This window comes from Streptomyces sp. CB01580, assembly GCF_001905795.1.
In the GTDB taxonomy this organism is placed as follows: domain Bacteria; phylum Actinomycetota; class Actinomycetes; order Streptomycetales; family Streptomycetaceae; genus Streptomyces.
Window position 1 is genome coordinate 160,704 of the sequence record NZ_LIXJ01000016.1, and the last position, 26,361, is coordinate 187,064.

Consider the following 26,361-nt stretch of genomic DNA (forward strand, 5'->3'; position numbering starts at 1 on the left):
ACACCTCTCAGCGGCGCGGGTCGACGGTCGCGTCGATGTGCTCGGCGACCGCGACAACCAGCAGCCGCGTGCCGGGCGTCGTGGCCCGCCAGCGGTGCCGCACCCCGCCGGACAGGAACAGCGTGTCGCCCTCCTCCAAGCGGTACGCCCGCCCTTCCGCCTCCACCTCCGCGGCGCCCCGCACCACGTACATCACCTCGTCGTTGCGGTGCTGGAACTCGCGCCCGAGGTCGAGTTCGCCGGTGAACTCCAGGGCGCTGAGCTGGTGGCGTCCGCGCACCACCCTGCGCACCCCGTCGACCGCGCCGCTCCCCTCGTGTCCGCCGGCCTCATCGGTCCCCCGGCGGTCGCCGTGGCGCCCGGCGACCGCTCCGGTCCCGGCGTCCGCCCGGCTCCCGGCCGCCCGTACGACGTCGACGGCGCGTGCCGAGTCCGCGGCGGCGCGCAGCCGGGCCGGGGTGGTCTCCAGAGCTCCGGCGACCCGGTCCAGGGACCGGGTGCTGGGGCGCGCCCGCTCGTTCTCGATCTGGCTGAGGAACGGCACGGACAGACCGCTGCGCGTCGCGACCGCGGCCAGTGTGAGCCCCAGGGACCTGCGCCTTCGGCGGATCGCGGCGCCCACGCGGAGTGTTTCCTTCTCGTCCATGTGCGGCTCCCTCCCGACTCGTCATCCTTCCGGTTGTCGGCGCATTCCGCACATGGTTGCGCGAGATCGGCCGGTTAGGGCCCCTCCGGGCGGTTCCGCACGGACCGGCGTGCGGCTTCCGCACGACCCGCGTACGCCCTGCGGACGGGACCGGAGGACGGCTTCCGGACCGCCGGTCCCCGGCCCTGGGACCAACCCTCCCCCGGTCCTGGGGCAACGGAAAGGGGTGGGCCCGCCCGTGGCGGTGCCCACCCCTTCCCCGGTGTCGCGGAGTCCCTGTCCGGGCCCTACTGGGGAGCCATCGTGTCCACGATGCCCGGGTTCTCCTTCATCCAGGCGCCGACGGCCTCCTTCTCATGACCGGCGCCGTGCTTCTGGATCTCGTTCTCCAGTCCGGCGAGCTGGTCCTCGCTCAGCCTGAAGTCCTTGAACCACTTCGTCAGCCGCGGGTAGGTCTTCGGGAAGTCCTTGCTGGCGATGGTGTGCAGCCGGTCGCCGTCACCGAAGGCCTTCTCGGGGTCCTTCAGCTTGGTCAAGTCGAACTCGTTGTACGCCCAGTGCGGGGTCCACAGCAGGACCGCGATGGGCTCCTTCTTGGCGTACGCGCGCTTCAGCTCGGCCAGCATGCCGGGCGTCGAGGAGTCGACGACCTGGTACTCCTTGTCGAGGCCGTAGGTCGGCAGCACGTTCGTCTTGAGGTTCTCCATCGTGGCGGTGCCCGGCTCGATGCCGATGATCCGGCCCTTGAACCGCGAGGCCTTGCCCTTGAGGTCGGCGAGGGACTCGACGTCCTTCACGTAGGAGGGCACCGCGACCTCGATGGACGTCGGGCCGTACCAGGAACCGAGGTCGCTCAGCCGGGAACCGTACTTCTCCCAGTAGTTCTTCTGGGTGTACGGCAGCCAGCCGTCGAACTGCACGTCGATCTGGCCGCGGGACATCGCCGCGTACATCGGGCCGACCTCGAACTGCTTGAGGTTGACCTTGTAGCCGCGCTCCTCCAGGACCGCCTTCCACAGATAGGTGGCGGCGATGTCCTCCTCCCAGGGGAACCAGGCGACGTCGAGGGGGCGGGAGCGCTCGTCCTTGCCGTTCGCGCCCTCGGCCGCACCGGCCCCCGCCACGGGGGTCCACTTGTCGGCGGCGCCGGGGTTCGCTTCCAGCCAGGTGCGCACGGCCTTCTGCTCGTTGCCGGAGCCGGCCTTCTGGATCTCCGCCTCCAGACCGGTGAGCTGGTCCTCGGTCATCTTGAAGTTCTTCAGCCAGCGGCCGACCTCGGGGTGGTCGGCGGAGAAGCCCTTGCGGGCCAGGGTGTGGACGCCGTCGCCCTTGCCCCACAGACCCTTGGGGTCCTCGAGCTTGGTGAGCTCGAACTGGTTGTACGCCCAGTGCGGCGACCAGAGCGGGACGACGATCGGTTCCTTCTTGGCGTAGGCGCGCTTCAGCTCGGCCAGCATGGACGGCGTGGAGCCGTCGACGACCTTGTACTCCTTGTCCAGGCCGTAGCCCGGCAGGATCTTCTCCTTGAGCAGGCCCATTTCGCCGGCGCTCGGCTCGATGCCGACGATCCGGCCCTTGAACTGCGACGCCTTGCCCTTGAGGTCCTCCAGGGACCGGACATCCTTCATGTACGCGGGGACGGCCAGCTCCAGCGAGGTGGGGCCGTACCAGGAGCCCAGGTCCTCCAGCCGGTCCTGGTACTTCTCCCAGTACTGGGCGTGGGTGACCGGGAGCCAGGAGTCGGTCTCGAAGTCGATCTGGCCGCCCGCCATGCCGGTGTACAGCGCCCCGGCCTCGTACTGCTCGACGTCGACCTGGTAGCCGCGCCGCTCCAGCATCTCCTTCCAGAGGAACGTGGAGGCGATGCCCTCGTCCCACGGGATGTATCCCATGCTGATCTTCTTGCCGGTGCCCGGCTTCGTGGCGTCGACGCCCGTGCCCTTGTCCGCGCCGCCGGAGCCGAAGAGGCCCATGCCGCCCGCGACGAGCGCGAGGACGACGACCCCGACGACCGCGACGACAGGCTGCGGGCGGTGGTTCCAGATCTTCAGTCCGCCGGCCATGGCCTGCGCCTTGGCGACCGCCCGGCGGGCCAGTGGCGAGACCTCGCGGCCGAGCGCGCCGGTCATCCGGTCCAGGTACATGGCCACGATGACGATGGAGATGCCCGCCTCGAAGCCGAGGCCGACGTCGACGTTGCCGATGGCGCGGTAGACCGCGCCACCGAGGCCGCCGCCGCCGACCATGCCGGCGATGACCACCATGGACAGGCCCAGCATGATGACCTGGTTGATGCCCGCCATGATCGTGGGCAGCGCCAGCGGCAGCTGCACCCGCAGCAGGGTGTTGCGCCGGGTGGTGCCGAACGCCTCGGCCGCCTCCACCAGCTCGCTGTCGACCTGGCGGATGCCCAGTTCGGTCATCCGGACGCCCGGGGGCAGCGAGAAGATGATGGTCGCGATGATCCCGGGGACCACGCCGACGCCGAAGAAGATGACGCCGGGGATCAGATAGACCATGGCGGGCATGGTCTGCATGAAGTCCAGGACGGGCCGGGTCACCGCGCTCACGGCCTTCGAGCGGGAGGCCCAGATGCCCAGCGGCACGGCCAGCACCAACGAGATGATGGTGGCCACGAGCACCAGCGTGACGGTGTCCATCGCCTCGTCCCACAGCTCGACGGAGTCGATGAGGGCGAAGCCCACGAAGGCGAGTACACCGGCGAGCAGGCCGCGCAGCCACCAGGCGATGACGGCGACAATGCCCGCGAAGAGCAGCGGGGCGGGGGCGGAGAGCACGGCGGCTATGCCGTCGAACATGCCGCTGACGACCGAACTGATCGCGTCGAACAGCCAGGACAGATGGGTCTGGAGCCAGTCGACGGCGGAGTCGACCCAGTCGCCGAGAGGAAGCCTAAACACTGGCCACCTTCTTCGGGTTCTTGACGCCCTTCGCGTCGGCGGCCGGGGTCCGGACGTCCTGCGGGACCTCGGTGGGGCTCATCGGTTCGCCGAGGACGGCGAGCAGCCGGGCACGCGGCACGACGCCGACGAGTTCGCCCTCGGTGTCGGTGACGGCGACGGCGACCCCGCTGCGGGAGCAGGGGGTGAACAGCTCGATGATCGGCGTGGACTCGGTGACGGTGGCCGGGGCCGCGCGCAGCACGTCGTCCGGGGTACGCAGTTCCTCGCCGTCGTCCGTGCTGGTGCCCAGGACGGTGTGCGGCTCGGCCATGATGGCGCCCGCGGTGAGCACCCGGGTGCGGTCGACGTCCTGGGTGAAGGAGGCGACGTAGTCGTTGGCCGGGGTGACGAGGATGTCCTCGGCGGTGCCGAGCTGGACGATCCTGCCGTCGCGCATCACGGCGATGCGGTCGCCGAGGCGCATGGCCTCGTTGAGGTCGTGGGTGATGAAGACGATGGTCTTCTTCAGGCGCTTCTGCAGTTCGAGCAGCTGGTCCTGCATGTCGCGGCGGATCAGCGGGTCGAGCGCGCTGAAGGACTCGTCCATCAGCAGCAGGTCGGCGTCGGTGGCCAGGGCGCGGGCCAGGCCGACACGCTGCTGCATGCCGCCGGACAGCTCGTCGGGCCAGGACTTCTCCCAGCCGGCGAGGCCGGTCAGCTCCAGCGCCTCGACGGCGCGCTTCTCGCGCTCGGCGCGCGGCACGCCCTGCACTTCGAGGCCGTACGCGGCGTTCTCCAGCACGCTCCGGTGGGGGAAGAGCGCGAAGTGCTGGAACACCATGCTGATCTTGGAGGAGCGGACGTGGCGCAGTTCGGCGGGGCTCAGGGCGGTCAGATCCTGGCCGTCGAACAGGACTCGTCCGGCTGTGGGCTCCAGAAGCCCGTTGAGCATGCGCAGCAACGTGGACTTTCCGGACCCGGACAGACCCATCACGACGAAGATCTGTCCCGGTTCCACGGTGAACGAGGCATCGATCACCGCTGCGGTCGTTCCGTCGGCGCGCAGCTCGTCGCGGTCGGCGCCGCCTTCGAGCTTTCGCACTGCTTGATCGGGTCGTCTACCAAACACCTTGTACAGGTGTTCGGCTTGCAGCCTTGACACATACACCTCGCGCGTTGAACCGAAAAACGGTCTGCCACCCCCTCCGGCAGACCGTGGAGCGGCGCGGATTCGGTCCGCACGGCACGTGCACTGGTTGAAATCGTTACGTGTTCCGCTCCGGCTGCGCGCCTGCCCCCACTTACACGAGCCAAACGCAAGAGTGATTCAGGTCACATTCAAGCGGGGTATGGCATGCGCTCGGCCCGGGGGTGGGGGCGCCGTCGCCCCCCCTTCCGGGCACCCCGGCCCGCCCCTCGCCCCGCCGCCCACGCGGCCGACGGGCGGTGTCGGCGGGGTGCGGCATCATCGGGGTGTGACGCGACGACTCATGCTCCTGGACACCGCCTCCCTCTACTTCCGCGCCTACTTCGGGGTCCCCGATTCGGTGCGCGCGCCGGACGGGACACCGGTCAACGCCGTGCGCGGGCTGCTCGACTTCATCGCGCGCCTGGTGCAGGACCACCGCCCGGACGACCTGGTCGCCTGCATGGACGCGGACTGGCGTCCGCACTGGCGGGTGGAGCTGATCCCCTCGTACAAGGCGCACCGGGTGGCGGTCGAGACCGCCGAGGGCCTGCCCGACGAGGAGGAGACCCCCGACACCCTGGCCCCGCAGGTGCCGGTGATCGAGGACGTGCTGGACGCGCTGGGCATCGCCCGGGTCGGCGTCGCGGGCTACGAGGCGGACGACGTGATCGGCACGCTCACCCGCCTGGCCACCGGGCCGGTGGACATCGTCACCGGCGACCGCGACCTCTACCAGCTGGTCGACGACGCCCGCGGCGTGCGGGTGCTGTACCCGTTGAAGGGGGTCGGCTCGCTCCAGCTCACCGACGAGACCTGGATGCGGGAGAAGTACGGGGTGGACGGTTCCGGCTACGCCGACCTGGCACTGCTGCGCGGCGACCCGAGCGACGGCCTGCCCGGGGTCCCCGGCATCGGCGAGAAGACCGCGGCGAAACTGCTGGACGCCTTCGGCGACCTGGCCGGGATCATGGCCGCCGTCGACGAACCGTCCTCCCGGCTGACGCCCTCGCAGCGCAAGCGGCTCGACGAGGCCCGGGACTACGTGGCGGTCGCGCCGAAGGTGGTCCGCGTCGCCGGTGACGTACCGCTGCCCGCGTTCGACCCGGCGCTGCCCGCCGAGCCGCGCGATCCCGTCGCCCTGGAGGCCCTCGCGAAGCGCTGGGGGCTGGGGGGTGCCCTGCAGCGCCTGCTCTCCACACTGCACACCTGAGATGCTAGCTTAGGTAAGCCTAAGCAAATCGGATCAGGGGAGAACCTCGTGGCAGAGCGACCGGCACGGCAGGCACCCAAGGCGCAGCGGGCAGAGGTCCTGCGCACCGAGCGGATCACCCCGCACATGGTGCGCGTCGTGTTCGGCGGTGACGGGCTCGCCGACTTCGAACTCGCCGGGTTCACCGACCACTACGTCAAGATCTGCTTCGCGCCCGAGGGCGCGGACTACCCGCACCCGTTCGACATGGCCCGCATCCGCGAGGAGCAGCCCCGGGAGCTGTGGCCCTCCTCCCGCGCCTACACCGTGCGTTCCTGGGATCCGGCCGCCCGGGAGCTGGCCGTCGACTTCGTGGTCCACGGCGACGAGGGCCTCGCCGGGCCCTGGGCGCTGCGCGCGGTCCCGGGCCAGCAGGTGACGATGCTCGGTCCCGGCGGGGCCTATGTCCCGGACGCCGTGGCCGACTGGCACCTCCTGGCGGGCGACGAGAGCGCCCTCCCGGCCATCGCCGCCTCCCTGGAGCGGATGCCGGCGGGCGCGGTGGTGCACGCGTTCGTGGAGGTGGCGGACGCCTCCGAGGAGCAGAAGATCGTGACGCCGGACGGGGTCGAGGTGACCTGGCTGCACCGCGGGGAGCGCCGGGTCGGCGAGGCGCTGGTCGCCGCCGTCACGGAGCTGGAGTTCCCGCAGGGCGCCGTCCAGGCGTTCGTCCACGGCGAGGCGGGCTTCGTGAAGGAGATCCGCCGCCATCTGCGCCTGGAACGCGGGATCCCGCTCTCCCGGTTGTCGATCTCCGGGTACTGGCGGCTCGGCCAGAACGACGACGCCTGGCGCGCGGTCAAGCGCGAGTGGAACGCCCAGGTGGAGCGCGAACAGGAGAGCGCGGCGGCATGAGACCGCCCGCTCCCGTGTGCCCCCGGCTCCGGCCGGGGGCACACGCGCTTCCGGGGTGAGCGCGGCTGCCCCGCGTCGAACGGACCTGCGCCGGTACGGCCGCGAGGGGGACGCTCCGGCGGCCGACGGGCGCCCGGCCCGGCCACGTGGAAGGATCTCGCGCACGCCCGGCCCCGAGCGTCCCACGCGGGACCGTCGCGCCCCGGCCCCGCTGCCGCACGGTCCCCCGGCCCGCGCCGTCGGCCTCCGGGCCCGCGCGCCTCGGCCCCGGTGACCCGTCGCACGGTCCCCGGGCCCGCGGCCCCCGGCCTCCCGGGCGTGCGAACGACGACGGAAAGGCGTACGTCCCATGCCGGTGTCCGTGGCACTCCTCACCTCCGATCTGCGGCTGCACGACAACCCGGTGCTGCGGGCGGCGGTACGCGACGCGGACGAAGTCGTCCCGCTCTTCGTGCGTGACAGCGGGATCCGGCGGGCCGGTTTCGACGCCCCCAACCGCCGGGCGTTCCTCGCGGACTGCCTCCACGACCTCGACGCGGGCCTGCGCCGCCGCGGCGGCCGGCTGGTCGTCCGGAGCGGCGACGCGGTGGCGGCCGCCCGTGCCGTGGTCGTGGAGACCGGCGCGCGCGAGCTGCACGTCGCGGCGGGCGTCAGCGGATACGCACTGCGCCGCGAGGAGCGCCTGCGGACCGCGCTGGCGTCGGTCGGCTGCGCGCTGCACGTCCATGACGCGGTGGTCACCGCGCTCCCGCCGGGCCGGGTCTTTCCGGCGGGCCGGGACCATTTCGCGGTGTTCACGCCCTACTTCCGCCGTTGGGAGGCGACGGGGGTACGAGGTGTACTGCCCGCTCCCCGCGCGGTGCGGGTGCCGGAGGGAGTGCGGGGCGAGCCGTTGCCGCAGCGGAAGGAGGTGGCCGGGGTGTCGCCCGGACTCGCCACCGGCGGCGAATCGGTGGCGCGCCGGCTGCTGTCCGCCTGGGTGAACGGTCCGATGGACGCCTACGAGAGCCGCCATGACGACCTGTCCGCCGACGCGACGTCACATCTCTCCCCCTACCTCCACTTCGGCTGTCTCTCCGCGGCCGAGGCGGTCCACCGGGCGCGGCGACGCGGCGGCCCCGGCGCCGAGGCGTTCGTACGGCAGTTGGCCTGGCGGGACTTCCACCACCAGGTGCTCGCCGCCCGCCCCGACGCCGCGCACGACGACTACCGCCCGCGCGGCGACCGCTGGCGTGCGGACGAGGACGGGACCGCCGCCTGGCGGGCCGGGCGCACCGGTTATCCGCTCGTGGACGCGGGGATGCGGCAACTGGCGCACGAGGGCTGGATGCACAACCGGGCGCGCCTGCTGACGGCGAGCTTTCTGGCCAAGACGTTGTACGTGGACTGGCGGATCGGCGCCGCGCACTTCCTGGACCTGCTGGTCGACGGCGATCTGGCGAACAATCAGCTGAACTGGCAGTGGGTGGCCGGCACGGGCACGGACACCCGGCCGAACCGTGTCCTCAACCCGGTGGTCCAGGGAAAGCGGTTCGATCCTCGGGGCGACTACGTGCGCCGCTGGGTCCCGGAGCTGGCCGGGCTGACGGGCGGCACCGTCCACGAGCCGTGGAAACCGGCCGCCCGGGATGCGGCGCCAGAGTACCCGGAGCCGATCGTGGACCTCGGCGAGGCGCGGACCCGCTTCGAACGGGCCCGCGACCTGCATCGCGGGCCGGTCGGCACCGGAGCGGAACGCCGCACCCGTACGCGCGGCCGGGGCCGCTCGGGGAAAGTGCGCGTGTAAGGGGGCCGGTCCCCGTACGCTCCGGCCATGGCCTCACGGAACCGACGGGATCGATCGCGGCGGCCGGTGGCCCCGCACCGGCCGGACCGGGTCGCGGGGGCGGTGGTCGGGTCGGCGGTCGGCGACGCCCTGGGCGCGCCGTTCGAGTTCGGCCCCGCCGGTGCGTACGCGGCCCGTTTCCCCGACGGCGTCGGCACGATGTGCGGGGGCGGCGGCTGGGAGCCGGGCGAGGCCACGGACGACACACAGATGGCCGTGCTGGTCGCCGAGTCCCTGCTGGAGAGGGGCGGCTTCGATCCGCCCGACCTCTTCGACCGGTTCCGCCGCTGGGCGGACGCCGGGCCGAAGGACATCGGCCTGCAGACCGAGGCCGTACTGACGAGCGGCGACCGCTGGTGCTGTGGCCGGAAGGGTTTGCCGGGAAGCTCGCGGCGTCCGGTGCGGTGCATCGCAAGGCGGAGCATCGTCCGCGTACTGGACGTACTCGGGTGATGCGACAACGCGGCGAGGTGCCGTGCCGGGCGTCGCGAGCCGGTGAACCTTTCCGGTCGCAGCACCAGGACCTCGCGGCGGCCCTGCACTTCCAGGTCGAGGGGCGTGCCGCGGGCAACGGTTCGCTGATGCGGGCCGCCACGTCGGCGGTGTACTTCGCGCGTGCGGGACGGACGGCGACGATGGACGCCGCCCGCCGGATCGCCGCGCTCACCCACGGCGACCCGGCCGCCTGGGAGGGCACCGCCGTCCTGCACGAACTCGTCCGGGTGGCGCTGGACGGCGACGATCCGCTCACCGCCGTTCCGGACACGCTCGACCGCGTGCACGGCGATCACCGCGAGCGGTGGGCGGCCGTTCTCGCACCCGGCTGGCACCCGGGCGCGGCGACGGAGTTCAACGGGGCAGTGTGGCCGTGCCTGGGCACCGCGCTGTGGGCGCTGCGCACCACGCATGCGTTCGAGGACGCGCTGTCCGCCGCGGTCGACGTGGGCGGGGACACGGACACGGTCGCTGCCGTGACCGGCGCGCTGGCGGGTGCCGTGTACGGGTACACCGCGATTCCGGCACGCTGGACCGAACCGCTGCACATTCCGCTTCCGGGGTTCGGGAACCGGGTGCTGCACACGGCCCATCTGGTCGCCCTGGCACAGCGGCTGGACGGCCGGGCGCCCAGCATGCGTTCCGCTTCTCCGGATGCCCACACACCCCAGAACTACACATAAGGGGCATATAAGAGCAGAATGGCAGAGCAGGCCGCTATCGCTCGGAAGGGGCGGCCAGGTCTGCAGGAGCGAAGGAGACGAACCCCATGTCGAACCTCTCGCACGCCGGCCGTGACATGGCCGGTCACCCCGATGTTTCCGAAATGCGCGACCGCTACGCCCGCGTGATGGGCGGGCGCGACGTGGCGCTCGTGGACGCACCGGTGTTCCTCGTCGGTCTCTACTGCGCCATCTCGCCCTGGGTGGTCAATTTCCTGGGGACCCAGCCCAGGCTGACGACGCACAACGTGATCATGGGTATCGCGATCGCGGTACTCGGTCTGGGTTTCACCGCCATGCCGGAGCGGATGTACGGCCTGAGCTGGGCCATCTGCGCCATGGGCATCTGGATGATCATCTCGACCTGGGTCGTCGGCAGCGCCCCGAGCCTCGGCGTGATCCTGAACAACGTCATCATCGGCGCGCTGACCCTGCTGCTCGGGCTGGTCTGCGCGGCCGCGTCGATGAAGGTCGGCAAGCACACGACCGGCAGGCGAGCGGCCCGGGCCGACCGGCCGGCGCGAGCCGACCGCCCGGCCTGAGCAAGGGACTCGGCCCCAACCGGCGGTCGGCCGGTCCGCGGGAGGCGGACCGGCCGACCACGCCCGGGCCCGTGCCACCGACCGGTCCGAGCCCGCCGCGTGGTTCGGCCCGAGGCCCCGGGAACCGTCGCGCGCGGGTCAGTCCCGGCGAAACGGCAGGTAGTCCACGTCGTACCCGAAGTACCGCGGTCCGGCGAGGGCCAGTCCGCCCGGCGTGGTCCAGCGCGGGTCGCACGGGGCCGCCAGCACGCTGACGCGCAGCCCGTAGCGCAGCCCCTCCGTGGTCACCGGGTCGCCCGTGTCCGTGTCCAGCACGCAGATCAGGTCGGGGGTGGTGGCGACCGTCTCGCCGTCCCGGGTGGCGAGCAGGTGTTCGTTCTGGAAGCCGAGTTCGAGAACCCGTCCCGCGTCGCCGCCGACGCCCTCGATCCGGGCGCTGCCCCGGGCGAAGCCGCCCTCGGTGCGGCGGCTGACATCCACGACCTTGCCGGTCAGCAGATGGCTGCCGAAGAGCATGGCGCGGGCCGCCCGTACCGGATCCTCGTGCGCGGCACGCGCCTCGCGGACAGCCGCGCCGAGCCGTTCGGCGAGCGTGAGCGTGGCGGGGACGAGACCGTCGGCGAGCTGGTCGCCGCGCATCACGGTGTCGGCGCTGGAGATCTGGCAGCCGAGTTCCACGCAGACCGCGCGGGCGATGCGTTCGGCCGCGTGGTTGGAGACGGCGTCGACGATGATCGTGTTGCCCTTGTCGTCGGCGAGCGCCATCGGCGTGTTGGCCACGCCGATCAGTCCGGGCAGCACCATCTGGGCCTCGGGGAACGCGCGGCCCATGGCATCCCCGTCGACCAGCGGAAGTCCCGCCTCGGCGGCGCAGGCGACGGGCAGCATCGAGTTGACGCCGCCGACCTCGATCGGCGCGATGTGGGTGGCACGGCGGCCGATGTGCTTCTCCAGGGCGCGCAGGGCGGCCACCTCCTCGCCCCCGGCCGGGACGCGTTCCAGCAGCACCGTCGGGGCGCCCATCCCGGAGACGGGGACGACGGTCGCGTCGGCCGGTACCTCGTCGAAGGAGACGAGCCGCACCGGTCCGTGGCGGCGGATGGCCTCGCGCGCCAGCAGCTTGCCGATGTACGGGTCGCCTCCCCCGCCGGTGCCGAGGATGCCCGCGCCGCGCGCGATGTCGTCCAGGTTGTCGAGGGTGATCTCACGCATGTGACGCTGCTCCGTGGGTCTCGCGCGCCCCGGCCGGGGTGCGGGTGGTGCCGATGCCGTTCAGGTCTAGTGCTGTGACCGGGAAGGTTCACCGGGTGGCTCGCGGCGTCCGGCGCGGTGCATCGCAAGGCGGAGCATCGTCCGCGTACTGGACGTACTCGGGTGATGCGACAACACCGCGAGGTGCCGTGCCGGGCGTCGCGAGCCGGTGAACCTTCCCGGTCACAGCACCAGGTCGCCGACCGCCTTGACCCGGATGCGGGTCGCGCCGCCGGGCAGATAGGCGAGCGGGACCTCCTCCACGTCGACGATGCGGACGGTGCCGGGCCGGGCGCCCGCGCTCTCGGCCCGTGCGACGGCCTCCTCGCGCGCCTCGGCGAGTACCGCGTCCCGGCGGCCGTCGGGGACCTGGAAGACCCGGTCCACCTCCCCGCCGACCTGGGCTATCGCGGCGCCCACGGCGTTGGCGACGTCGAAGTGTCCGGGGCGCCGCACGTCGTCGAAGCCCGGCAGGGACGAGGGCACCAGCACGCTTCCGCCGCCCACCGCGACGACCGGCAGCGCCCCCGGCGAGGTGCGCATCCGGTCGACGGTCTCGGCCAGGCGCTCGGCGATCCGGTCCAGGGCCCGGGCGGTGAAGTCCGGGTCCAGGTGCGCGACGCGGGAGCGGTCACCGATGTCGGCGCGGCCCGCCGCGACCGCGAGGTCGGTCGCCGTCAGGGTGGATCCGCCGAAGACCAGCGCCTCGTCGGTGAGCCGGTAGCCCACCGAACGCGGGCCCGTCTCGCCCTCGGCCGAGACCAGGGACCCGCCTCCGATGCCGAGGGACAGCACGTCGGGGATGCGGAAGTTGGTACGGATGCCCGCGGCCTCGCTCTCGCCGGCCGCCTCGCGCGGGAAGCCGCCGGCGAGGATGCCGACGTCCGCGGTGGTGCCGCCGACGTCCACCACCGCGCAGTCGCCGAGGCCGGACAGGAACGCCGCGCCGCGCATCGAGTTGGTGGGCCCGGAGGCGAACGTCGCCACCGGGTAGGCGCGGGCGAAGTCCACGTCCATCAGCGTGCCGTCGTTCTGCGACAGGAAGAACGGCGCGGTCAGCGAGACGTCGGCGAGCGACTTGGCGAAGGACTCGACGATCGCGGTGGCCAGGTCGCGCAGGGCCGCGTTGATGATCGTGGCGTTCTCGCGGGCGAGCAGCCCGACCCGGCCCAGCTCGTGGGAGAGCGAGAAGTGGACGTCCGGCCCCAGTTCCGCGCCGAGGATCTCGGCGGCCCGGCGCTCGTCCTCCTCCGCGACCGGGGAGAACACCGAGGACACGGCCACCGAGGTCAGTCCGCGCGCGGCGATGTCGGCGGCGGTGCGCTTCAGTTCCTCCGGGTCGAGCGGCGACAGCGGGCGCCCGTCGAACTCGCGGCCGCCGTGGCACAGGTAGCCGTGTCCGCCGACGGCCGCCCGCTGGCGCTCCGGCCAGTCGGTCATCGGGGGCAGGGCGGCCGTGGCCGGCAAGCCCAGGCGCACCGCCGCGACGGGGGCGAGGCGGGCGCCCTCGATCAGCGCGTTCAGGAAGTGCGTCGTGCCGATCATGACGGCGGTGACGTCCTCCTTCGGCGGGTCCAGGGCCCGGACGGCCGTGGTGACCCCGGAGGTGATGTCGGAGGTGGTGGGGGTCTTCGCGGTCGCGAGGATCCGGTCGTCGTCCCCCAGGAGGGCGGCGTCGGTGTTGGTGCCTCCGACGTCGATTCCGATGCGCATGGTGTGTCCGTCTTTCGTAGGGGTGGGGTGTCGGGGCGGGCCCCGGGTCAGGCGACGGCGCTCCGCGGCCGGACGGCGTCCCGCTCCGCCTCGATCGCCGCGGCGGGCCGGTCCGGCTGGGTGAACGGCAGTTCGCGGGCGCCTCGCACCAGGCCGAGCTTTCCAACGACCACGTAGCCGAGCCCGGCGAGCAGCAGCGAGTTGAGCGCGGGTATCCCCCACCACTGGTGGTGGTCGCTGAGCCAGCCGACCAGGGAGGCAGCAACCCACAGGGCGATCGTGGCCGGAACCCAGCTCGGTTCGGTCTCGGGCAGCCGTCCCACGGCACGCGACGCGTCCAGCTGCGGCCGCCACTTCTTCACGACGAAGTACTCGGCGACCATGATCCCGGCGACCGGCGGGGTGAGGACGCCCAGCACCGTGAGGAACTCGGTGAACCGGTCCAGGATCCCGGCCGCCGCCGCGAGGCTTCCGAGCACACCGATGGCCACGGTCGTGCCGACCCGGTGCAGCCGGACCTTGAACAGCGCCTCGACGGCCCCGATCAGGCCCAGCGACGAGGAGTACAGGTTCCAGTTGTTGATCTTCACGGTGGCGGAGACCAGGACGATGACGCCGATGACACCGGAGGAGGAGGTGATGATGGCGATCAGGTCGGAGGACTTCACCGCGTAGGCGAGCAGCACGCCGCCCAGGCCAAGGACGTACTCACCGAGGCTGATGCCGACGACGGTCTGCTTGACCACGTCGCCGGTGTTGCGGTTGAAGCGGGTCATGTCGGGGGTCGTGACCGCGCCGACGATGTACGAGCCGGCCACGATGGTCGCGCCGGTGGCGATGGAGAGGTGGGCGCCGAAGGGCGCGGCCGTCACCAGGTCGCCGATGTGGTGCCGGGAGAACTCGACGGCCATGGCCCAGCCCGCGAGACCGAGGAACGCGGGCACGGTGACGAACGCGGTCCAGCCCATGACGCGGAAGCCACGCAGAACCAGCGCGGTGACGCCGAGGCCGCAGACCAGGCACCAGGCCCAGAGCGGCAGCGCGGGCACGATGGAGTGGAGTCCGGCCGCGAACACCGCTGTCTGCACTCCGAACCAGCCGAACAGGCTGACCGCGATGACGAGCCCGATCAGAGTGGAGCCGTAGCGGCCGAAACCGGTCCAGCGGACCAGCATCGAGGTGGAGAGGCCCTCCTTCATTCCCGCGATGCCGACGAAGATGCAGACGACCTCCAGGATCACCGAGCCGAGCGTGAACGCCCAGAACGCGCCCCAGAAGGAGAGACCGGCGCCGAGCGTGGCACCCAGCAAGAACTGCGTCAGGTCGGAGAGCTGGCCGAAGCGCTGCACGGCGACGTTGAACCAGGAATAGCGGGCCGAGCGCGGCACCCGCTCCAGCGGGTAGTCCTCGTCCTGCTGCTGCGGCTCGGTCGTCTCGGTGGGTGGCTGCGGCTTCGACCGCGCTGCGGGCTGGGTCATGGGGACGGTCCTCAGGTGGCGGTGGCGGGGCGGGGGTAGGGCGGAGGGACGCGGCAGCACGGCGGTGGGCTGCTCCACGGGGGGAGAGAGGGAACGACGGGTCTCAGAGCGGGAGGGGCGGTCCCGCGGCCCGGGCGCGCAGGAGCACCGCGCCCGGCAGATACGGCACCGGCAGATCCGGTTCGGACCGGGTCTCCACGCGCCGGGGATCGGCACCGGCCCGTACGGCCCCGGCCCTGGCCAGATCCCGTACCTCGTCGCGTACGGCGTCGAGCCGGCGGCCGGGGCCGCGCGTGACGATGCGGTCGTACTGGCCGCCGACCGGGCTGGCCGCCGCGCCGAACGCTCCAGCGACATCGCCGTGTTCGGGTCGTACGACGTCGAATCCGGTCAGTACGCGGCCGGGCACGCCGTCCGCGCCGCCGCCCACCAGGACCAGCGGCAGGAGTCCGGCCGCGGGCCGCATCCGGTCGGCGGCCTCGGCCAGCTCGCGGTGCGCGTCGGCGGGCACGGTGATCAGATCCGGGAAGCGCAGGCTGACGGGTACGCCGCCGAAGCGCTCACCGGGTCCGGCCTCCTGCGGGTAGCCACCGGTCAGGGCGCCGACCCGGGCGCGGCGGCCACCGATGTCGGCGACCACTGCGTCACCGAGACCGGCCAGGAGCCCGGCGCCCCGGATGGTGCAGGCGGGACCGCTGCCCAGGCTGAGTCCGGGCTGGCGGCGCAGGTACTCCAGGCTCATGAGGGTGCCGTCGCTGCGGGTGACGAGTACGGCGGCGCCGGGCGCGAGGCCGAGGCGCGGCAGCGTGGCGGTCAGCTCGTCGGCGACCCGTGCCACCAGGACGGACAGGGCGGCGTCGAGGACCGTGGCATTCTCGCGGCGCAGCAGGCTGAGCGTGCCGACGTCGCTGGAGAGCAGGACGGTCGTGTCGGGGCCGGTCTCGGCACGCAGGATCTCGGCCGCCTCCCGCTCCTGCCCGCCGTCGGCGGGCGAGAACACGGCGGTGACGGCGAACGCCTCGGCGCGGCCCGCGAGCGCGGCGCCGAACCGGGCGACGGCGTCCCGGTCGAGCGGGGTGGTGTCGCGGGGGGACAGGCCCCCGCCGCCCCGCACGTTGGCGGTGCCCGCGCACACGGCGTCGCGCAGTGCCACGGGCCAGCCGAACAGCGGCCGGACGGCGTCCGCGGCGGCGCCGCCCACGCGCAACACCCCGACCCGGGCCAGTCCTTCGCGTTCCCGGACCGCGCGGGCGGCGACCCGCAGCCCCACGGCGAGCTGGGTGGCCCGGCGCCTGGGCTCGGCGGGGAGCGCGCCGACCGCGGCGGCGAGCGAGCCGACGGCGTCACCGGCGATCGAGGGGACCTTGACGGCCCGGACCGCCCGGCCGCCCTCCAGCAGGACGGCGTCGGTGTTGGTGGGCCCGACGTCCACGCCGAGGATCATGGCGTGCCTCCCCCGGGCCGGTGGCCGGGTGCGGTCGAACAGGCGCCGGTCGCGCCGTCCGGGGCGAGCCCCGGACGGCCGTCGGCGACGAGCGGCGCGGACCGCTCGGCGACGCGCGGCGCGGCATCCGCGGGAACGGTCCCCGGGGGGTCCGCGTGGCCGAGCCCGGGCAGACCGAAGGCGGACGGACCGGCCAGCCGCAGCCCCTCCGGCGTGTACCAGGCCGGGGCGGAGGGCAGCGTGACGAGGTGCACGCGCAGCCCGTAGCGGACCTCCTCGACCGGGACGGCCCAGCCGGTCCGCACGTCGACCAGCGCGATCACGTCCGGGACGACGGCGAGCGCGGTGCCCTCCTCCAGGGCGGCGACGAACTCGCTGCGGGCCTCGACGAGGACCAGCCGCCCGGCGTCGGGTCCGGCGCCTTCCAGCAGGACGGCGGTGGCGTCGTCGCCGTCCGCGTCCCGCGTGGCGTACCGGCGGACCGAGGAGACCTTGCCGGTGAGCAGGGGCTCCGGTCCTTCGCCGCGGCCGAGGGCGAGGGCGCGCGTGACCGATCCGGTGACGGCGTGGCGGGTCGCCTGCCCGGCGGTCAGGGGGTAGTCGGCGGACGCGGCGCGCCCGCCGAAGGCGTCGAGGGTGGCGCGGGCGAAGCGTTCGAGGTGCGCGCCGTCGACACCGTCGACGACGACGGTGTGACCGTGTTCGTCGACGAGGACGGCGGGGCAGGGGCGCAGTCCGGCCAGTTCCAGGACGTTCTGGTCCATGCGGGGAAAGGCGCGGCCCATCGAGTCGGCGTCGAGCAGCGGCAGTCCCAGCCGGGCCGCCCAGGCGACGGCGACGCAGCCGTTGAGGCCGCCGATCTCGCTGCTCATCACCGCGGCCACCGGGGCGCCGTGCAGGTCCTCGAAGCGGGCCCGCAGCCGCGCGGGCTCGTCCCGGCCGCCGATCCGCTCGGCGGCGACCGCGGGCGAGCCCACCAGCCCGACGGGCATGACCAGCGCGTCGTCGGGCAGGCCGGACGGGTCGACGACAGGCACCGGGCCGCATTCCTCGATCGCCTGTCCGGCGACGGGCAGCGTCACATCGGCGGGGCCGCCGCCCCCTGATCCCAGGACGGCACAGCCCCGCGCGAAGTCGGCGAGCGCTCCGGCGTCCATGTGCATGCGTTCCAGCGTAGGGAGGCGCAAGGCACACAGCCTGGGCCATCGGCCCTCTCTTCGGCCTCCTGGTGTGCTGAGGGCACACTGGTGGGATGCCGAGCATCCTGGAACTCCTCTCCTCCCCCGGTCTGGACGGGCTGCGCCCGCTGGTGGGGCCGCTCGACGCGGTGGAGGTGACGGGGGTGCGCCTGGAGCCGCGCCCCGACCGGCTCGCCGCCCTGCCCGCGGGGACGGTCGCCGTGCTGCTGGCGCCGCTGCCCGGGCATCTGCTGGACGTTGCGGTACGGGACGCCGCGGCGGCGGGCGCCGCCGCGCTGGTCCTGACGGGGGTGGCCCGGACGCCGCACGGACTACCCGCCGAGGTGACGGCCACCGCCCGGGCGCTCGCCGAACGGGGCCGGGTCGCGGTGCTGTACGCGGGCGGGGAGCTCGCCGCCCTCGTGGTGGCGGTGGAACGGGCGGTGGCCGGGTCCGCCGCGGACGCGCTCGCCCGGGTCGCCGCCGCCGCGCGGGAGGTGACGGCGGTCGCGGGCGACCCGGAGCGGGTGGCCGCGGCGGCGTCCCGGGCCCTGGGGGTGACCGTGGAGCTGCGGGCGGCGGGCCCGGGCGAGGAGGGCGCGTCGGCCGCCGGTCCGGACGGCGACATCCGGCTCGCCGCCCCGCCCCGCCCCGGCCACGCGGGGGCGGCGGTGCGTTCCGTGCTGGCGTTGGCGGCCCTCGCGGCGGCCGGCGGCGGGCACGGCGACGTCCCCGTGCGCTCCCGTGGCCGGCTGCTCGCCGAACTGCTCGTGGCCCCGCGCGACCAGGCCGCCCGGCTGGCCGCCCGGGGCCGGGCACTCGCGCTCCCGGTGGACGGCTGGCACATGGCGTTGCGGCTGGAGGCCGGCGACCTCGACGCCGCCGACCGGCCGAAGGTGCTGGACGCGGTGATGTCCCGGGCCCTGACGCTGCTGCGTTCCTGGGACGGTCCGGCGGCACAGCCCTCCGGCGCCGCGCCCCCGCCCGGCGACGCCGTCCAGTGGAACGCCGCCCTGGTCGACGACGCCCTCGTGCTGCTCGGCACCTGGCCCGCCGACCCGGGGGCGGACGGGCGGCGCGCGACCCTGGCCCGGGCCCGCCGCGTGGTGGACCGGCTGGCCGGGCTGCGTCCGGAGGCCGGACTGCGGTGCGGGGTGGGCTCGCCCCACCGGGGTCCGCTGGGCATCCGCACCTCGGCCCGGGAGGCACGGGCCGCCGTGCCGCGCGGCCTCGGCCCCGCGGTGGCCGCGCACGACGCGGTGGGGCTCGACCGGATGCTGCTGGAGTGGTACGCCTCCGACACCGCGCGCGAGGCGGTCGCCGAACTCCTCGCGCCCGTACTGGCGTTGGGCCCGGAACGCGCCGAGCCGCTGTTGCGTACGCTCCAGGGCTATCTGGACCACAACAACTCGCCCGGCCGCGCCGCCGAGGCCCTGCATCTGCACCGGAACGCGGTGGGCGCCCGCATCCGCAAGGTGGTCCGGCTGACGGGCGCCGACCTGAGCGATCCGGACGTCCGCCTCGCCCTCCAACTGGCCTGCCGCGCGAGCCTGTCGGCGCCGCACGACGAACCGCCCGCCGCCGGTGGCTGAGCGCGCCGGTGGCCACCGGTCCGCGTCCCCGGGAAGAAGCGGCGGCCGCCCGGGCCCCGGGTCACCCCAGGGAGCTGTAGGCGACCACCCCGCGCAGCACCGCGTCCACCGCCTTGCGCGCGTTGCGCGCGACCGTGCTGCCGTCCCGGGGCGCCGCGGCCTCGATCTGGCCCAGCACGTCGATCACCTGCTTGCACCACCGGACGAAGTCCCCCGCGGGCATCTCCGCCTCGTTCAGCACCTCGTCCAGCGTGCGTCCCGACGCCCACATGTAGACGGCCCAGGCGAAGCCCAGATCGGGCTCGCGCTGCCCGACCCCCTCCGCCTGATTGATCTTGAACTCCTCCTCCAGGGCATCGAGCCGGCCCCAGATCCGGACCATCTCCCCCATCGCGGCCCGCGCGGGCCCCGACGGCAGCTTGGGCGCCACCGCGTCATCGGCCTGCCGCGCCTCGTACACCAACGCCGAGACGCATGCCGCGAGTTCGGCCGGGTTCAGGCCCTCCCACACGCCGTCCCGCAGGCATTCGCTGGCCAGCAGGTCCAGTTCCCCGTAGAGGCGGGCGAGCCGCCGCCCGTGCTCGGTGACCTCGTCGCCCCGCAGGTAGTCGAGCTCGGTGAGCAGCGCGACGATGCGGTCGAAGGTCCGGGCGATCGTGTTCGTCCGGCCCTCGATGCGGCGCTCCAACTGCTTGGTGTCGCGCCGCAGTCGGTGGTGGCGCTCTGCCCACCGGGCGTGGTCCTCGCGCTCGTCGCACCCGTGGCAGGGGTGGGCGCGCAGGGCCGCCCGCAGCCGGGCTATCTCCCGGTCGTCGGCGGCCGGGGACCGTCCCTTGCGATGCCGCTCCGGCACGATGTGTCCGGCCTTCGTCCGGAGGGCGGAGGCCAGGTCGCGACGCGACTGCGGCGAGCGCGCGTTGAACGACTTCGGCACCCGCATCCGCTCCAGCACCTGCACCGGAACCGGGAAGTCGATGGAGGCGAGCCGCTTCACCTGCCGTTCGGCGGTCAGCACCAACGGCCGCGGCCCGTCGTGGTATTCGAGCCCGCGGTGCCCGTGGCCGTTGACGCGGCCGGCCGGCAGACCGGGGTCGAGGACCAGCGCCAGCCCGGCGAACTTGCCGGTGGGCACGTGGATGACGTCGCCGGGCCGCAGCTTCTCCAGGGAGGCCGCCGCCTCGGCCCGCCGCTGGGTCGCGCCCCGCTTGGCCAGTTCGTTCTCCCGCTCCTTGAGGTCGCGGCGCAGCCGCGCGTACTCCTCGAAGTCGCCGAGGTGGCAGGTCATGCCCTCGCGGTAACCCGCGAGCCCCTCCTCGTTGCGCTGGACCTGCCGGGAGATCCCGACCACGGACCGGTCGGCCTGGAACTGCGCGAAGGAGGTCTCCAGCAGCTCGCGCGAGCGGTGCCGCCCGTACTGGTGCACCAGGTTGACGGCCATGTTGTACGAGGGCCGGAAGCTGGACCGCAGGGGGTAGGTGCGGGTGCCCGCGAGCCCGGCCAGCTGCACCGGGTCCATGCCGCGCTGCCACAGGACCACGGCGTGGCCCTCGACGTCGATGCCGCGGCGGCCGGCCCGCCCGGTCAGCTGGGTGTACTCGCCGGGCGTGACGTCGGCGTGCTGCTCGCCGTTCCACTTGACGAGCTTCTCCAGCACGACCGAGCGCGCGGGCATGTTGATGCCGAGGGCGAGGGTCTCGGTCGCGAAGACCGCCTTGACGAGGCCGCGCACGAACAGCTCCTCGACGACCTCCTTGAACGTGGGCAGCATGCCGGCGTGATGCGCGGCGATGCCCCGTTCCAGCCCTTCGAGCCACTCGTAGTAGCCCAGGACGTGGAGGTCCTCGCCGGGGATGGACGCGGTTCGCTCCTCGACGATCTCGCGGACCAGGCGGCGCCCCGCCTCGTCGTTGAGCCGCAGTCCGGCGTGCAGACACTGCTGCACCGCCGCCTCGCAGCCCGCCCGGCTGAAGATGAACGTGATGGCCGGGAGGAGCCCCTCGGCGTCCAGCCGGTCGATGACCTCGGGCCTCGCCGGGGTCCAGATCCGGCCGCGCTGGCGGCGCTCGCGCTCCCGGTCCGCCTCGCGGACCATCTTGCCCCGGCGACGGTCGCGGGGGTTGTACGTCCGCTGGTTCTCCATCCGGGCGAGCCGGATGAGGTCGGGGTTGACCTCGCGGCGTGCGGTGCCGCGTCCGCCGTGGTCGCTCTCCTCCTCGAAGAGGTCGTACATCCGGCGGCCCGCGAGCACGTGCTGCCAGAGCGGCACCGGGCGGTGCTCGGCGACGATGACCTCGGTGTCGCCGCGGACGGTGTCCAGCCAGTCGCCGAACTCCTCCGCGTTGGACACGGTCGCCGAGAGCGACACGAGTGTCACGGACTCCGGGAGGTGGATGATCACTTCCTCCCAGACGGCGCCCCGGAACCGGTCGGAGAGGTAGTGCACCTCGTCCATCACCACGTAGCCGAGGCCGCGCAGCGCCTGCGAGCCCGCGTACAGCATGTTCCGCAGGACCTCGGTGGTCATGACGACCACGGGGGCGTCGCCGTTGACGCTGTTGTCACCGGTCAGCAGGCCGACCTTGTCGGGTCCGTAGCGTTTGACCAGATCGGCGAACTTCTGGTTGGAGAGGGCCTTGATCGGGGTGGTGTAGAAGCACTTGCGCCCCTGCTGGAGGGCGAGGTGCACGGCGAACTCGCCGACGATCGTCTTGCCCGAGCCGGTCGGGGCGGCGACGAGCACGCCCTTGCCGGCCTCCAGTGCCTCGCATGCCTCGATCTGGTAGGGGTCCAGCTCGAATTCGTACAGCTCCCGGAAGGGCGCGAGTGCGGTGGCCAGCTCGGCGGCACGGATCCGAGAAGCCTGGTATCGCTCAGCGGGTGAGAGGTCCTCTGTCATCTTGCCTATGAGCGTACCCGCCGCCTGTGACAGCGGCTCGATCTTTAAAGTCCGCCGGGAGAACCGGGCGCGAGCACCGTGACCGCGCCCGGTACGCACGTCGCGGTGAGCGGCAGCGCCCCCAGCGGTTCACCGTCCGCGTACGCGGTGACGCCGGCCGCGGACAGCTCGACCGAGGAGGCCCGGTGCACGGTCACCGCGGGGTGGCCGAGATGCGTCCCCCGGTAGACCCGGGGGAAGACCCTCAGGAGCGTGGCGCGACTGCAGTTCCCGACCACGACCACGTCGAAGAGCCCGTCGTCCATGACGGCGTCGGCGCACATCCGCATGCCGCCGCCGTACGACGTCCCGTTGCCGACGGCGACGAGCGTCGCCTCGATCTCCCGCACCGGCCCGTCGTCCAGCCGCAGGCGGTACGGGATCGGCCGGAACGCGGCGAGTTCGGCGAGGATCGCGAGGTCGTACTTGAACCGCCCGCCCACGAAACGCATCCGGTTGCCGCGGTCGTTGACCCGGGAGTCGAAGCCGGAGGCGAGCACGGACCCGAACCACCGGTCCCCGACCCTGCCGAGGTCGATCTCGCGGACGCCGCCGCCCTTGAGCGCCTCGGCGGCCAGCCGTCCGGCGGCGGCCGGGTCCACGACCGGCACCCCCAGCGCCCTGGCGAAGTCGTTCCCGGTGCCCACGGCCACGACGCCGAGCGGCGTCGTCGTCCCGGCGACGGCCTGGAGGGCGAGGGACATCATGCCGTCCCCGCCGACGGCGATCAGTGCGCCGGTGCCCCCTGCGACGGCCTCGCGGGCCCGTCGCAGGGCGTCGTCGGCGTCCTCGCCGAGGACGGTGCGCACGGAGAATCCCGCGTCCCGCAACGCGGAAGCGGCCGGCTGCGCGGCACGCGCGCCCCGGCCGCTTCCCGCGGTGGGATTGACGAAAAGGGTGATCTCGCTGGTCACCCCGGGACCCTACAGGTCAGGTGATGTCGTCGTAACCGTTCACCCGGTCACGGTCCGGGCTCGTCGGCTGCGGCAGGGCGTTGCGGGACGCGACCGACTCGACCTCTCCGATGTCCGCGGGGGTCAGGTCCAGCTCCGACGCCTCGTCGTCGCCCGGGCCCGCCGCCTCGCGCCGTTCCTTGCGCCGGTCGTTGAGGAGGGAGATCCCCGTGGCCAGGAAGTAGAGGACCCAGATCGGTCCGGCGAGCAGCAGCATGCTGACCGGGTCGGTGCTGGGAGTGGCGACCGCGGCGAAGACCGTGATCCCCATGATCATGCCCCGCCACCAGCCGAGCATCCGCTTGCCGGTGAGGATCCCGCCGAAGTTCAGCATCACGAGCAGCAGGGGCAGCTCGAAGGCGAGCCCGAAGACCACGACCATGCGCGTGATCAGATCCAGCAGTTCGTCCAGTGGCAGCTGGTTGTCGAGATCGGCCGGCGAGAAGTCCAGGAGCACCCGCGCCATCGTGGGCAGGGTCTTGTACGCGAAGAAGCCGCCGGCGAGGAACAGTGGGAAGCCGGCGCCCACGAAAGCGAGGGAGTACTTTTTCTCGTTCCTGTGCAGCCCGGGCGCGACGAAGGCCCACAGCTGGTAGAGCCAGACCGGCGAGGAGACGACGATGCCCGCCGTCAGGGAGACCTTGAGGGCCAGGGTGAACGGGGTGAGCAGACCGTTCAGGACGATGCGCGCACAGGTGCCGTCCTCCCTCTTGGCGAGTTCGGCGAAGCTCGACTCGCAACCGACCGACTTCAGTACCGGGTTGGTGAAGACCTCGACGATCCCCTTGTAGAAGAAGGCGGCGGCGATCGTGACGACGACGATCCCCAGCAGCCCCTTCGCCAACCGGTTACGCAGCTCTCGCAGGTGCTCCACCAGGGGCATGCGGCCCTCTGGGTCCCTCTCCTGCTTGCGGGAAGACTTGAGCAACCCACGTCCTCATCTCGTGCAGCAGGCCGTCACCGAATCCCCGGCGCCTGCGTCGGCCCGTTACTGTCAGCGCTTGGTCGAGTCGGTCGGCTCGGCGACCGGGCGGGAGCTGGTCACGTCACCCGGCGCGGCCTTGATGGTGCGCGGGGCGGCTTGGTCCTGGGCCTGGTCGTTGGCCGCCGGCTCGGCCGGGGTGGCCGACGGGCCGCCTTCGGACTTCATCGCCTTGGCCTCGCTCTTCAGGATGCGGGCGGACTTGCCGAGCGAGCGGGCCATGTCAGGAAGCTTCTTCGCGCCGAACAGCAGAACAACGACGACGAGGATCAGGATGATCTCGGGAGCACCGATTCTTCCGAACATAAGCGTGTACCTTCTCACCGAGGCAGCGGGGGTGGGGCGGATCGAACAACGGACGTCCGATCGTCGTACTGTCAGCGATCGTATCCCGCGGGAGTGAACACGGGGCAATACCCGTGCGTCCCCGCGGTGACGACCCATGCCTCGCTCTGCGGGCCGCTTGAGCAGCGTACCCCCCGAGTCCGGGAAACAGGAGGCCACGCCCTGGACGACCGATCGGCCCCGGTCACCGCCTCACACGAACGCGTGGCGGCGCGGGGGCCGTGCCCCTGTCACCCAGGGGCGTACGTCTGCGGCGGAGCCCGGCCAAGGGCTGTCCCGTCATCCCTGGTGGATCGGCGCGCGGCGTCGGATGCGGTGCATCGCAGGGCGGAGGGGCGCCCGCATACCGGATGTGTACGGGCGTTCCGACAACGCGGCGAGGTGCCGCAGCTGTCGTCGTGCGCCCGCCAGGGATGACGGGACAGCCCTCAGCGCAGCGCCTCGCCCGTGGCGGCGAGGTCCGTCGCGGCCCGTTCGAGGTCCTCCGCGGCACGGTTGATGTGCCGAGTGGTCAGCGTCACCTGCCGCCCCAGACGCTGGACCTCGATGAAGACCCTGACGGCCAGCACGCCCAGAACGGCGATCCCGAGGAAGCCCAGGGCGATGGCGAGCATGGGCCAGAACATGCGGAAATCCTCGATGTGTCGGGGCCTCGGAGAATTCCGGGGACGGTGGCGGGTGACCGGTGACGGGTGGTGGACATGGGACGCGGAGGGAACCGGAGCCGGGGCGGCCGGCACCGGGAGTGGAACTAGTGCTGTGACCGGGAAGGTTTGCCGGGCGTCGCGAGCCGGTGAACCTTCCCGGTCACAGCACTAGAGACTGCTGTGGAGACGCAGCGTCCGCACCCCGCCGTGGGTGAGGAGCTCGACTATCCGCTCCCCCGCGGGCTTGCGGACGGCCGAGCCGCACTCCGGGCAGGTGAAGGAGTAGAACGTGGTGCGGCGGCTGGCGCCCACGGCGAGCCGGATCGCCCCGGCCGTCAGTTCGAACCGCTCCCGGCAGTCCGGACAGGCCGCCTTGAAGCGCACGGAGTCCGGGACCACCACGGTCGGCACACCTGACATCGCAGACATATCGCTCACATCTCCCTCGAATGTCCGCTCAGACCGGGTCGTCATAGGCGGCGAGTGCGGCACGGGCCGCCTCCTGGGCACTCCGCGCCAGCTCCGGCGGGGAGACGATGCGCCCCTCCCCGCCCAGCCGCAGCGCGAGCCTGCGCAGCGAGGCCGGGTCGGGGGTGCGCAGGGCGATCCGCAGCCCGCCGTCCGGGAGTTCCCGGGCGGTGTCGTGCGGGTAGTACTCGGCGACCCACCGCCCGCCGGGGCCGACCTCGACCACGACCTCCGGATCCTCGGCCGAGGGCTGGACCAGTCCCTCGGACAGGTCGCGCAGTTCGAGCTCCGGCGGTGCGGCCGGTTCGTCCAGCAGCCTGATCGCGGCGACCCGGTCGAGGCGGAAGGTGCGCCGGTCCTCGGAGGACCTGCACCACGCCTCCATGTACGTGTGGCCCACGGCGAACAGCCGGATCGGGTCCACCTCGCGCTCGGTGAGCTCGTCGCGCGCGGGCGAGTAGTAGCGCAGCCACAGCCGGCGCCGCTCCGAGATCGCCCGATCGACCTCGGCGAAAACACCGCCCTCGGACTCGAAGGTGACCGAGAGCCTCGAACTGGCCGCCCCCACCTCACCGGCCGCGGTCTCCAGCTTCGCGGTGGCCCGCAGCAGCGCCTGCCGGTCGCTCTCGCGCAGGCCCGGCAGCGTGGCCACGGCACGGGCGGCGACCAGGAGGGCCGTCGCCTCGTCGGCCGCGAGCCGCAGCGGCTCGGCGACGTCGTCGGGGTTGTGCCACCAGATCCGCTCGCCGTCGGTGTCGATGTCCAGCAGGTCGCCGCCGCGGAAGCTCGTCCCGCACATGGGCAGCACGTCGAGGTCCGAGATCAGCTCGTCCTCGGTGATCCCGAAGGCGCGGGCGACGTCCTGGACGTGGGCGCCGGGGCGCTCGCGCAGATAGGTGACCAGGGAGAGCATCCGCCGGGTCTGGTCGATCGCGTTCGTGGCCATGAA

The 26,361-nt window shown here is 73.0% G+C and carries 20 protein-coding genes and 2 pseudogenes; 7 read left to right on the plus strand and 15 right to left on the minus strand.

What is annotated here, in order from left to right:
* Nucleotides 1-7: 7 nt before the first annotated feature.
* The 3 genes from AMK22_RS22790 to AMK22_RS22800 all read right to left on the minus strand — a co-directional run bounded on the left by AMK22_RS22790 (nucleotide 8) and on the right by AMK22_RS22800 (nucleotide 4,651).
* Nucleotides 8-646, minus strand: coding sequence for a helix-turn-helix domain-containing protein (locus AMK22_RS22790; RefSeq protein ID WP_073787803.1), 639 nt, complete (start codon nucleotides 644-646; stop codon nucleotides 8-10).
* A gap of 287 nt (nucleotides 647-933) precedes the next feature.
* Entirely contained in the window at nucleotides 934-3,567 is a 2,634-nt protein-coding gene (locus AMK22_RS22795; protein ID WP_073787805.1) for an ABC transporter permease/substrate binding protein, read from the minus strand.
* The gene (locus tag AMK22_RS22800) at nucleotides 3,560-4,651 is read right to left on the minus strand and encodes a quaternary amine ABC transporter ATP-binding protein (RefSeq protein ID WP_073787807.1); all 1,092 of its coding nucleotides are present in this window, start codon (nucleotides 4,649-4,651) and stop codon (nucleotides 3,560-3,562) included. The genes AMK22_RS22795 and AMK22_RS22800 overlap by 8 nt, the downstream gene beginning before the upstream one ends.
* Before the next feature lie 388 nt (nucleotides 4,652-5,039).
* Between AMK22_RS22800 and AMK22_RS22805 the strand changes: the two genes are divergently transcribed.
* The 6 genes and pseudogenes from AMK22_RS22805 (at nucleotide 5,040) to AMK22_RS22830 (ending at nucleotide 10,426) form a co-directional block, all read left to right on the plus strand.
* Nucleotides 5,040-5,948 (plus strand): 5'-3' exonuclease, encoded by a 909-nt coding sequence (locus AMK22_RS22805; RefSeq protein WP_073787809.1) that lies wholly within the window; start codon nucleotides 5,040-5,042, stop codon nucleotides 5,946-5,948.
* Between the two features lie 48 nt (nucleotides 5,949-5,996).
* A complete protein-coding gene (locus AMK22_RS22810; protein WP_073787811.1) occupies nucleotides 5,997-6,842 on the plus strand; it encodes a siderophore-interacting protein in 846 nt (281 codons plus the stop codon).
* A gap of 349 nt (nucleotides 6,843-7,191) precedes the next feature.
* Nucleotides 7,192-8,628, plus strand: coding sequence for a cryptochrome/photolyase family protein (locus AMK22_RS22815; protein WP_079186333.1), 1,437 nt, complete (start codon nucleotides 7,192-7,194; stop codon nucleotides 8,626-8,628).
* A gap of 27 nt (nucleotides 8,629-8,655) precedes the next feature.
* Nucleotides 8,656-9,024 (plus strand): annotated as a pseudogene (locus AMK22_RS22820) (ADP-ribosylglycohydrolase family protein); the annotation flags it as partial.
* Between the two features lie 164 nt (nucleotides 9,025-9,188).
* Nucleotides 9,189-9,845: pseudogene (locus tag AMK22_RS22825) on the plus strand (ADP-ribosylglycohydrolase family protein); the annotation flags it as partial.
* Nucleotides 9,846-9,931: 86 nt separating this feature from the next.
* Nucleotides 9,932-10,426, plus strand: coding sequence for an SPW repeat protein (locus AMK22_RS22830; protein WP_199883295.1), 495 nt, complete (start codon nucleotides 9,932-9,934; stop codon nucleotides 10,424-10,426).
* Nucleotides 10,427-10,564: 138 nt separating this feature from the next.
* Here the strand turns inward: AMK22_RS22830 and AMK22_RS22835 are convergent, their stop codons facing one another.
* The 5 genes from AMK22_RS22835 to AMK22_RS22855 all read right to left on the minus strand — a co-directional run bounded on the left by AMK22_RS22835 (nucleotide 10,565) and on the right by AMK22_RS22855 (nucleotide 17,475).
* Nucleotides 10,565-11,638, minus strand: coding sequence for a DUF917 domain-containing protein (locus tag AMK22_RS22835; protein ID WP_073787813.1), 1,074 nt, complete (start codon nucleotides 11,636-11,638; stop codon nucleotides 10,565-10,567).
* A 222-nt stretch (nucleotides 11,639-11,860) separates the two neighbouring features.
* Nucleotides 11,861-13,390: a hydantoinase/oxoprolinase N-terminal domain-containing protein gene (locus AMK22_RS22840; protein WP_073787815.1), complete on the minus strand. Its 1,530-nt coding sequence runs from the start codon at nucleotides 13,388-13,390 to the stop codon at nucleotides 11,861-11,863.
* 47 nt (nucleotides 13,391-13,437) lie between these two features.
* Nucleotides 13,438-14,868, minus strand: a complete 1,431-nt coding sequence (locus AMK22_RS22845) for a purine-cytosine permease family protein (protein ID WP_073787817.1) — start codon at nucleotides 14,866-14,868, stop codon at nucleotides 13,438-13,440.
* A 103-nt stretch (nucleotides 14,869-14,971) separates the two neighbouring features.
* Complete coding sequence (locus tag AMK22_RS22850; RefSeq protein ID WP_073787819.1) at nucleotides 14,972-16,312, minus strand: hydantoinase/oxoprolinase N-terminal domain-containing protein; 1,341 nt, start codon at nucleotides 16,310-16,312, stop codon at nucleotides 14,972-14,974.
* Nucleotides 16,309-17,475, minus strand: a complete 1,167-nt coding sequence (locus AMK22_RS22855; protein ID WP_079186335.1) for a DUF917 domain-containing protein — start codon at nucleotides 17,473-17,475, stop codon at nucleotides 16,309-16,311. The genes AMK22_RS22850 and AMK22_RS22855 overlap by 4 nt, the downstream gene beginning before the upstream one ends.
* 89 nt (nucleotides 17,476-17,564) lie before the next feature.
* On the opposite strand from AMK22_RS22855, the gene AMK22_RS41845 reads away from it, so the two are divergent.
* Nucleotides 17,565-19,082, plus strand: coding sequence for a PucR family transcriptional regulator (locus AMK22_RS41845; RefSeq protein ID WP_073787823.1), 1,518 nt, complete (start codon nucleotides 17,565-17,567; stop codon nucleotides 19,080-19,082).
* Between the two features lie 61 nt (nucleotides 19,083-19,143).
* On the opposite strand, the gene AMK22_RS22865 is transcribed toward AMK22_RS41845, so the two are convergent.
* From AMK22_RS22865 to AMK22_RS22895, 7 genes are all read right to left on the minus strand, one after another.
* Nucleotides 19,144-21,978, minus strand: coding sequence for a DEAD/DEAH box helicase (locus tag AMK22_RS22865; RefSeq protein WP_073787825.1), 2,835 nt, complete (start codon nucleotides 21,976-21,978; stop codon nucleotides 19,144-19,146).
* Nucleotides 21,979-22,022: 44 nt separating this feature from the next.
* Nucleotides 22,023-22,931, minus strand: coding sequence for a diacylglycerol kinase (locus AMK22_RS22870; RefSeq protein WP_073787827.1), 909 nt, complete (start codon nucleotides 22,929-22,931; stop codon nucleotides 22,023-22,025).
* 16 nt (nucleotides 22,932-22,947) lie between these two features.
* On the minus strand, nucleotides 22,948-23,898 hold the full coding sequence (gene tatC / locus AMK22_RS22875) for a twin-arginine translocase subunit TatC (RefSeq protein WP_073787829.1): 951 nt from the start codon (nucleotides 23,896-23,898) through the stop codon (nucleotides 22,948-22,950).
* A gap of 66 nt (nucleotides 23,899-23,964) precedes the next feature.
* The gene (gene tatA / locus AMK22_RS22880) at nucleotides 23,965-24,258 is read right to left on the minus strand and encodes a Sec-independent protein translocase subunit TatA (protein ID WP_073787831.1); all 294 of its coding nucleotides are present in this window, start codon (nucleotides 24,256-24,258) and stop codon (nucleotides 23,965-23,967) included.
* 467 nt (nucleotides 24,259-24,725) lie between these two features.
* Nucleotides 24,726-24,923 carry a hypothetical protein gene (locus tag AMK22_RS22885; protein WP_073787833.1) on the minus strand — a complete coding sequence of 66 codons (198 nt, stop codon included), beginning with the start codon at nucleotides 24,921-24,923 and terminating at the stop codon, nucleotides 24,726-24,728.
* A 189-nt stretch (nucleotides 24,924-25,112) separates the two neighbouring features.
* Complete coding sequence (locus AMK22_RS22890; protein WP_073787835.1) at nucleotides 25,113-25,373, minus strand: phage terminase large subunit family protein; 261 nt, start codon at nucleotides 25,371-25,373, stop codon at nucleotides 25,113-25,115.
* Nucleotides 25,374-25,401: 28 nt separating this feature from the next.
* Nucleotides 25,402-26,358: a helix-turn-helix transcriptional regulator gene (locus tag AMK22_RS22895; protein ID WP_073787837.1), complete on the minus strand. Its 957-nt coding sequence runs from the start codon at nucleotides 26,356-26,358 to the stop codon at nucleotides 25,402-25,404.
* Between the last annotated feature and the right edge of the window lie 3 nt (nucleotides 26,359-26,361).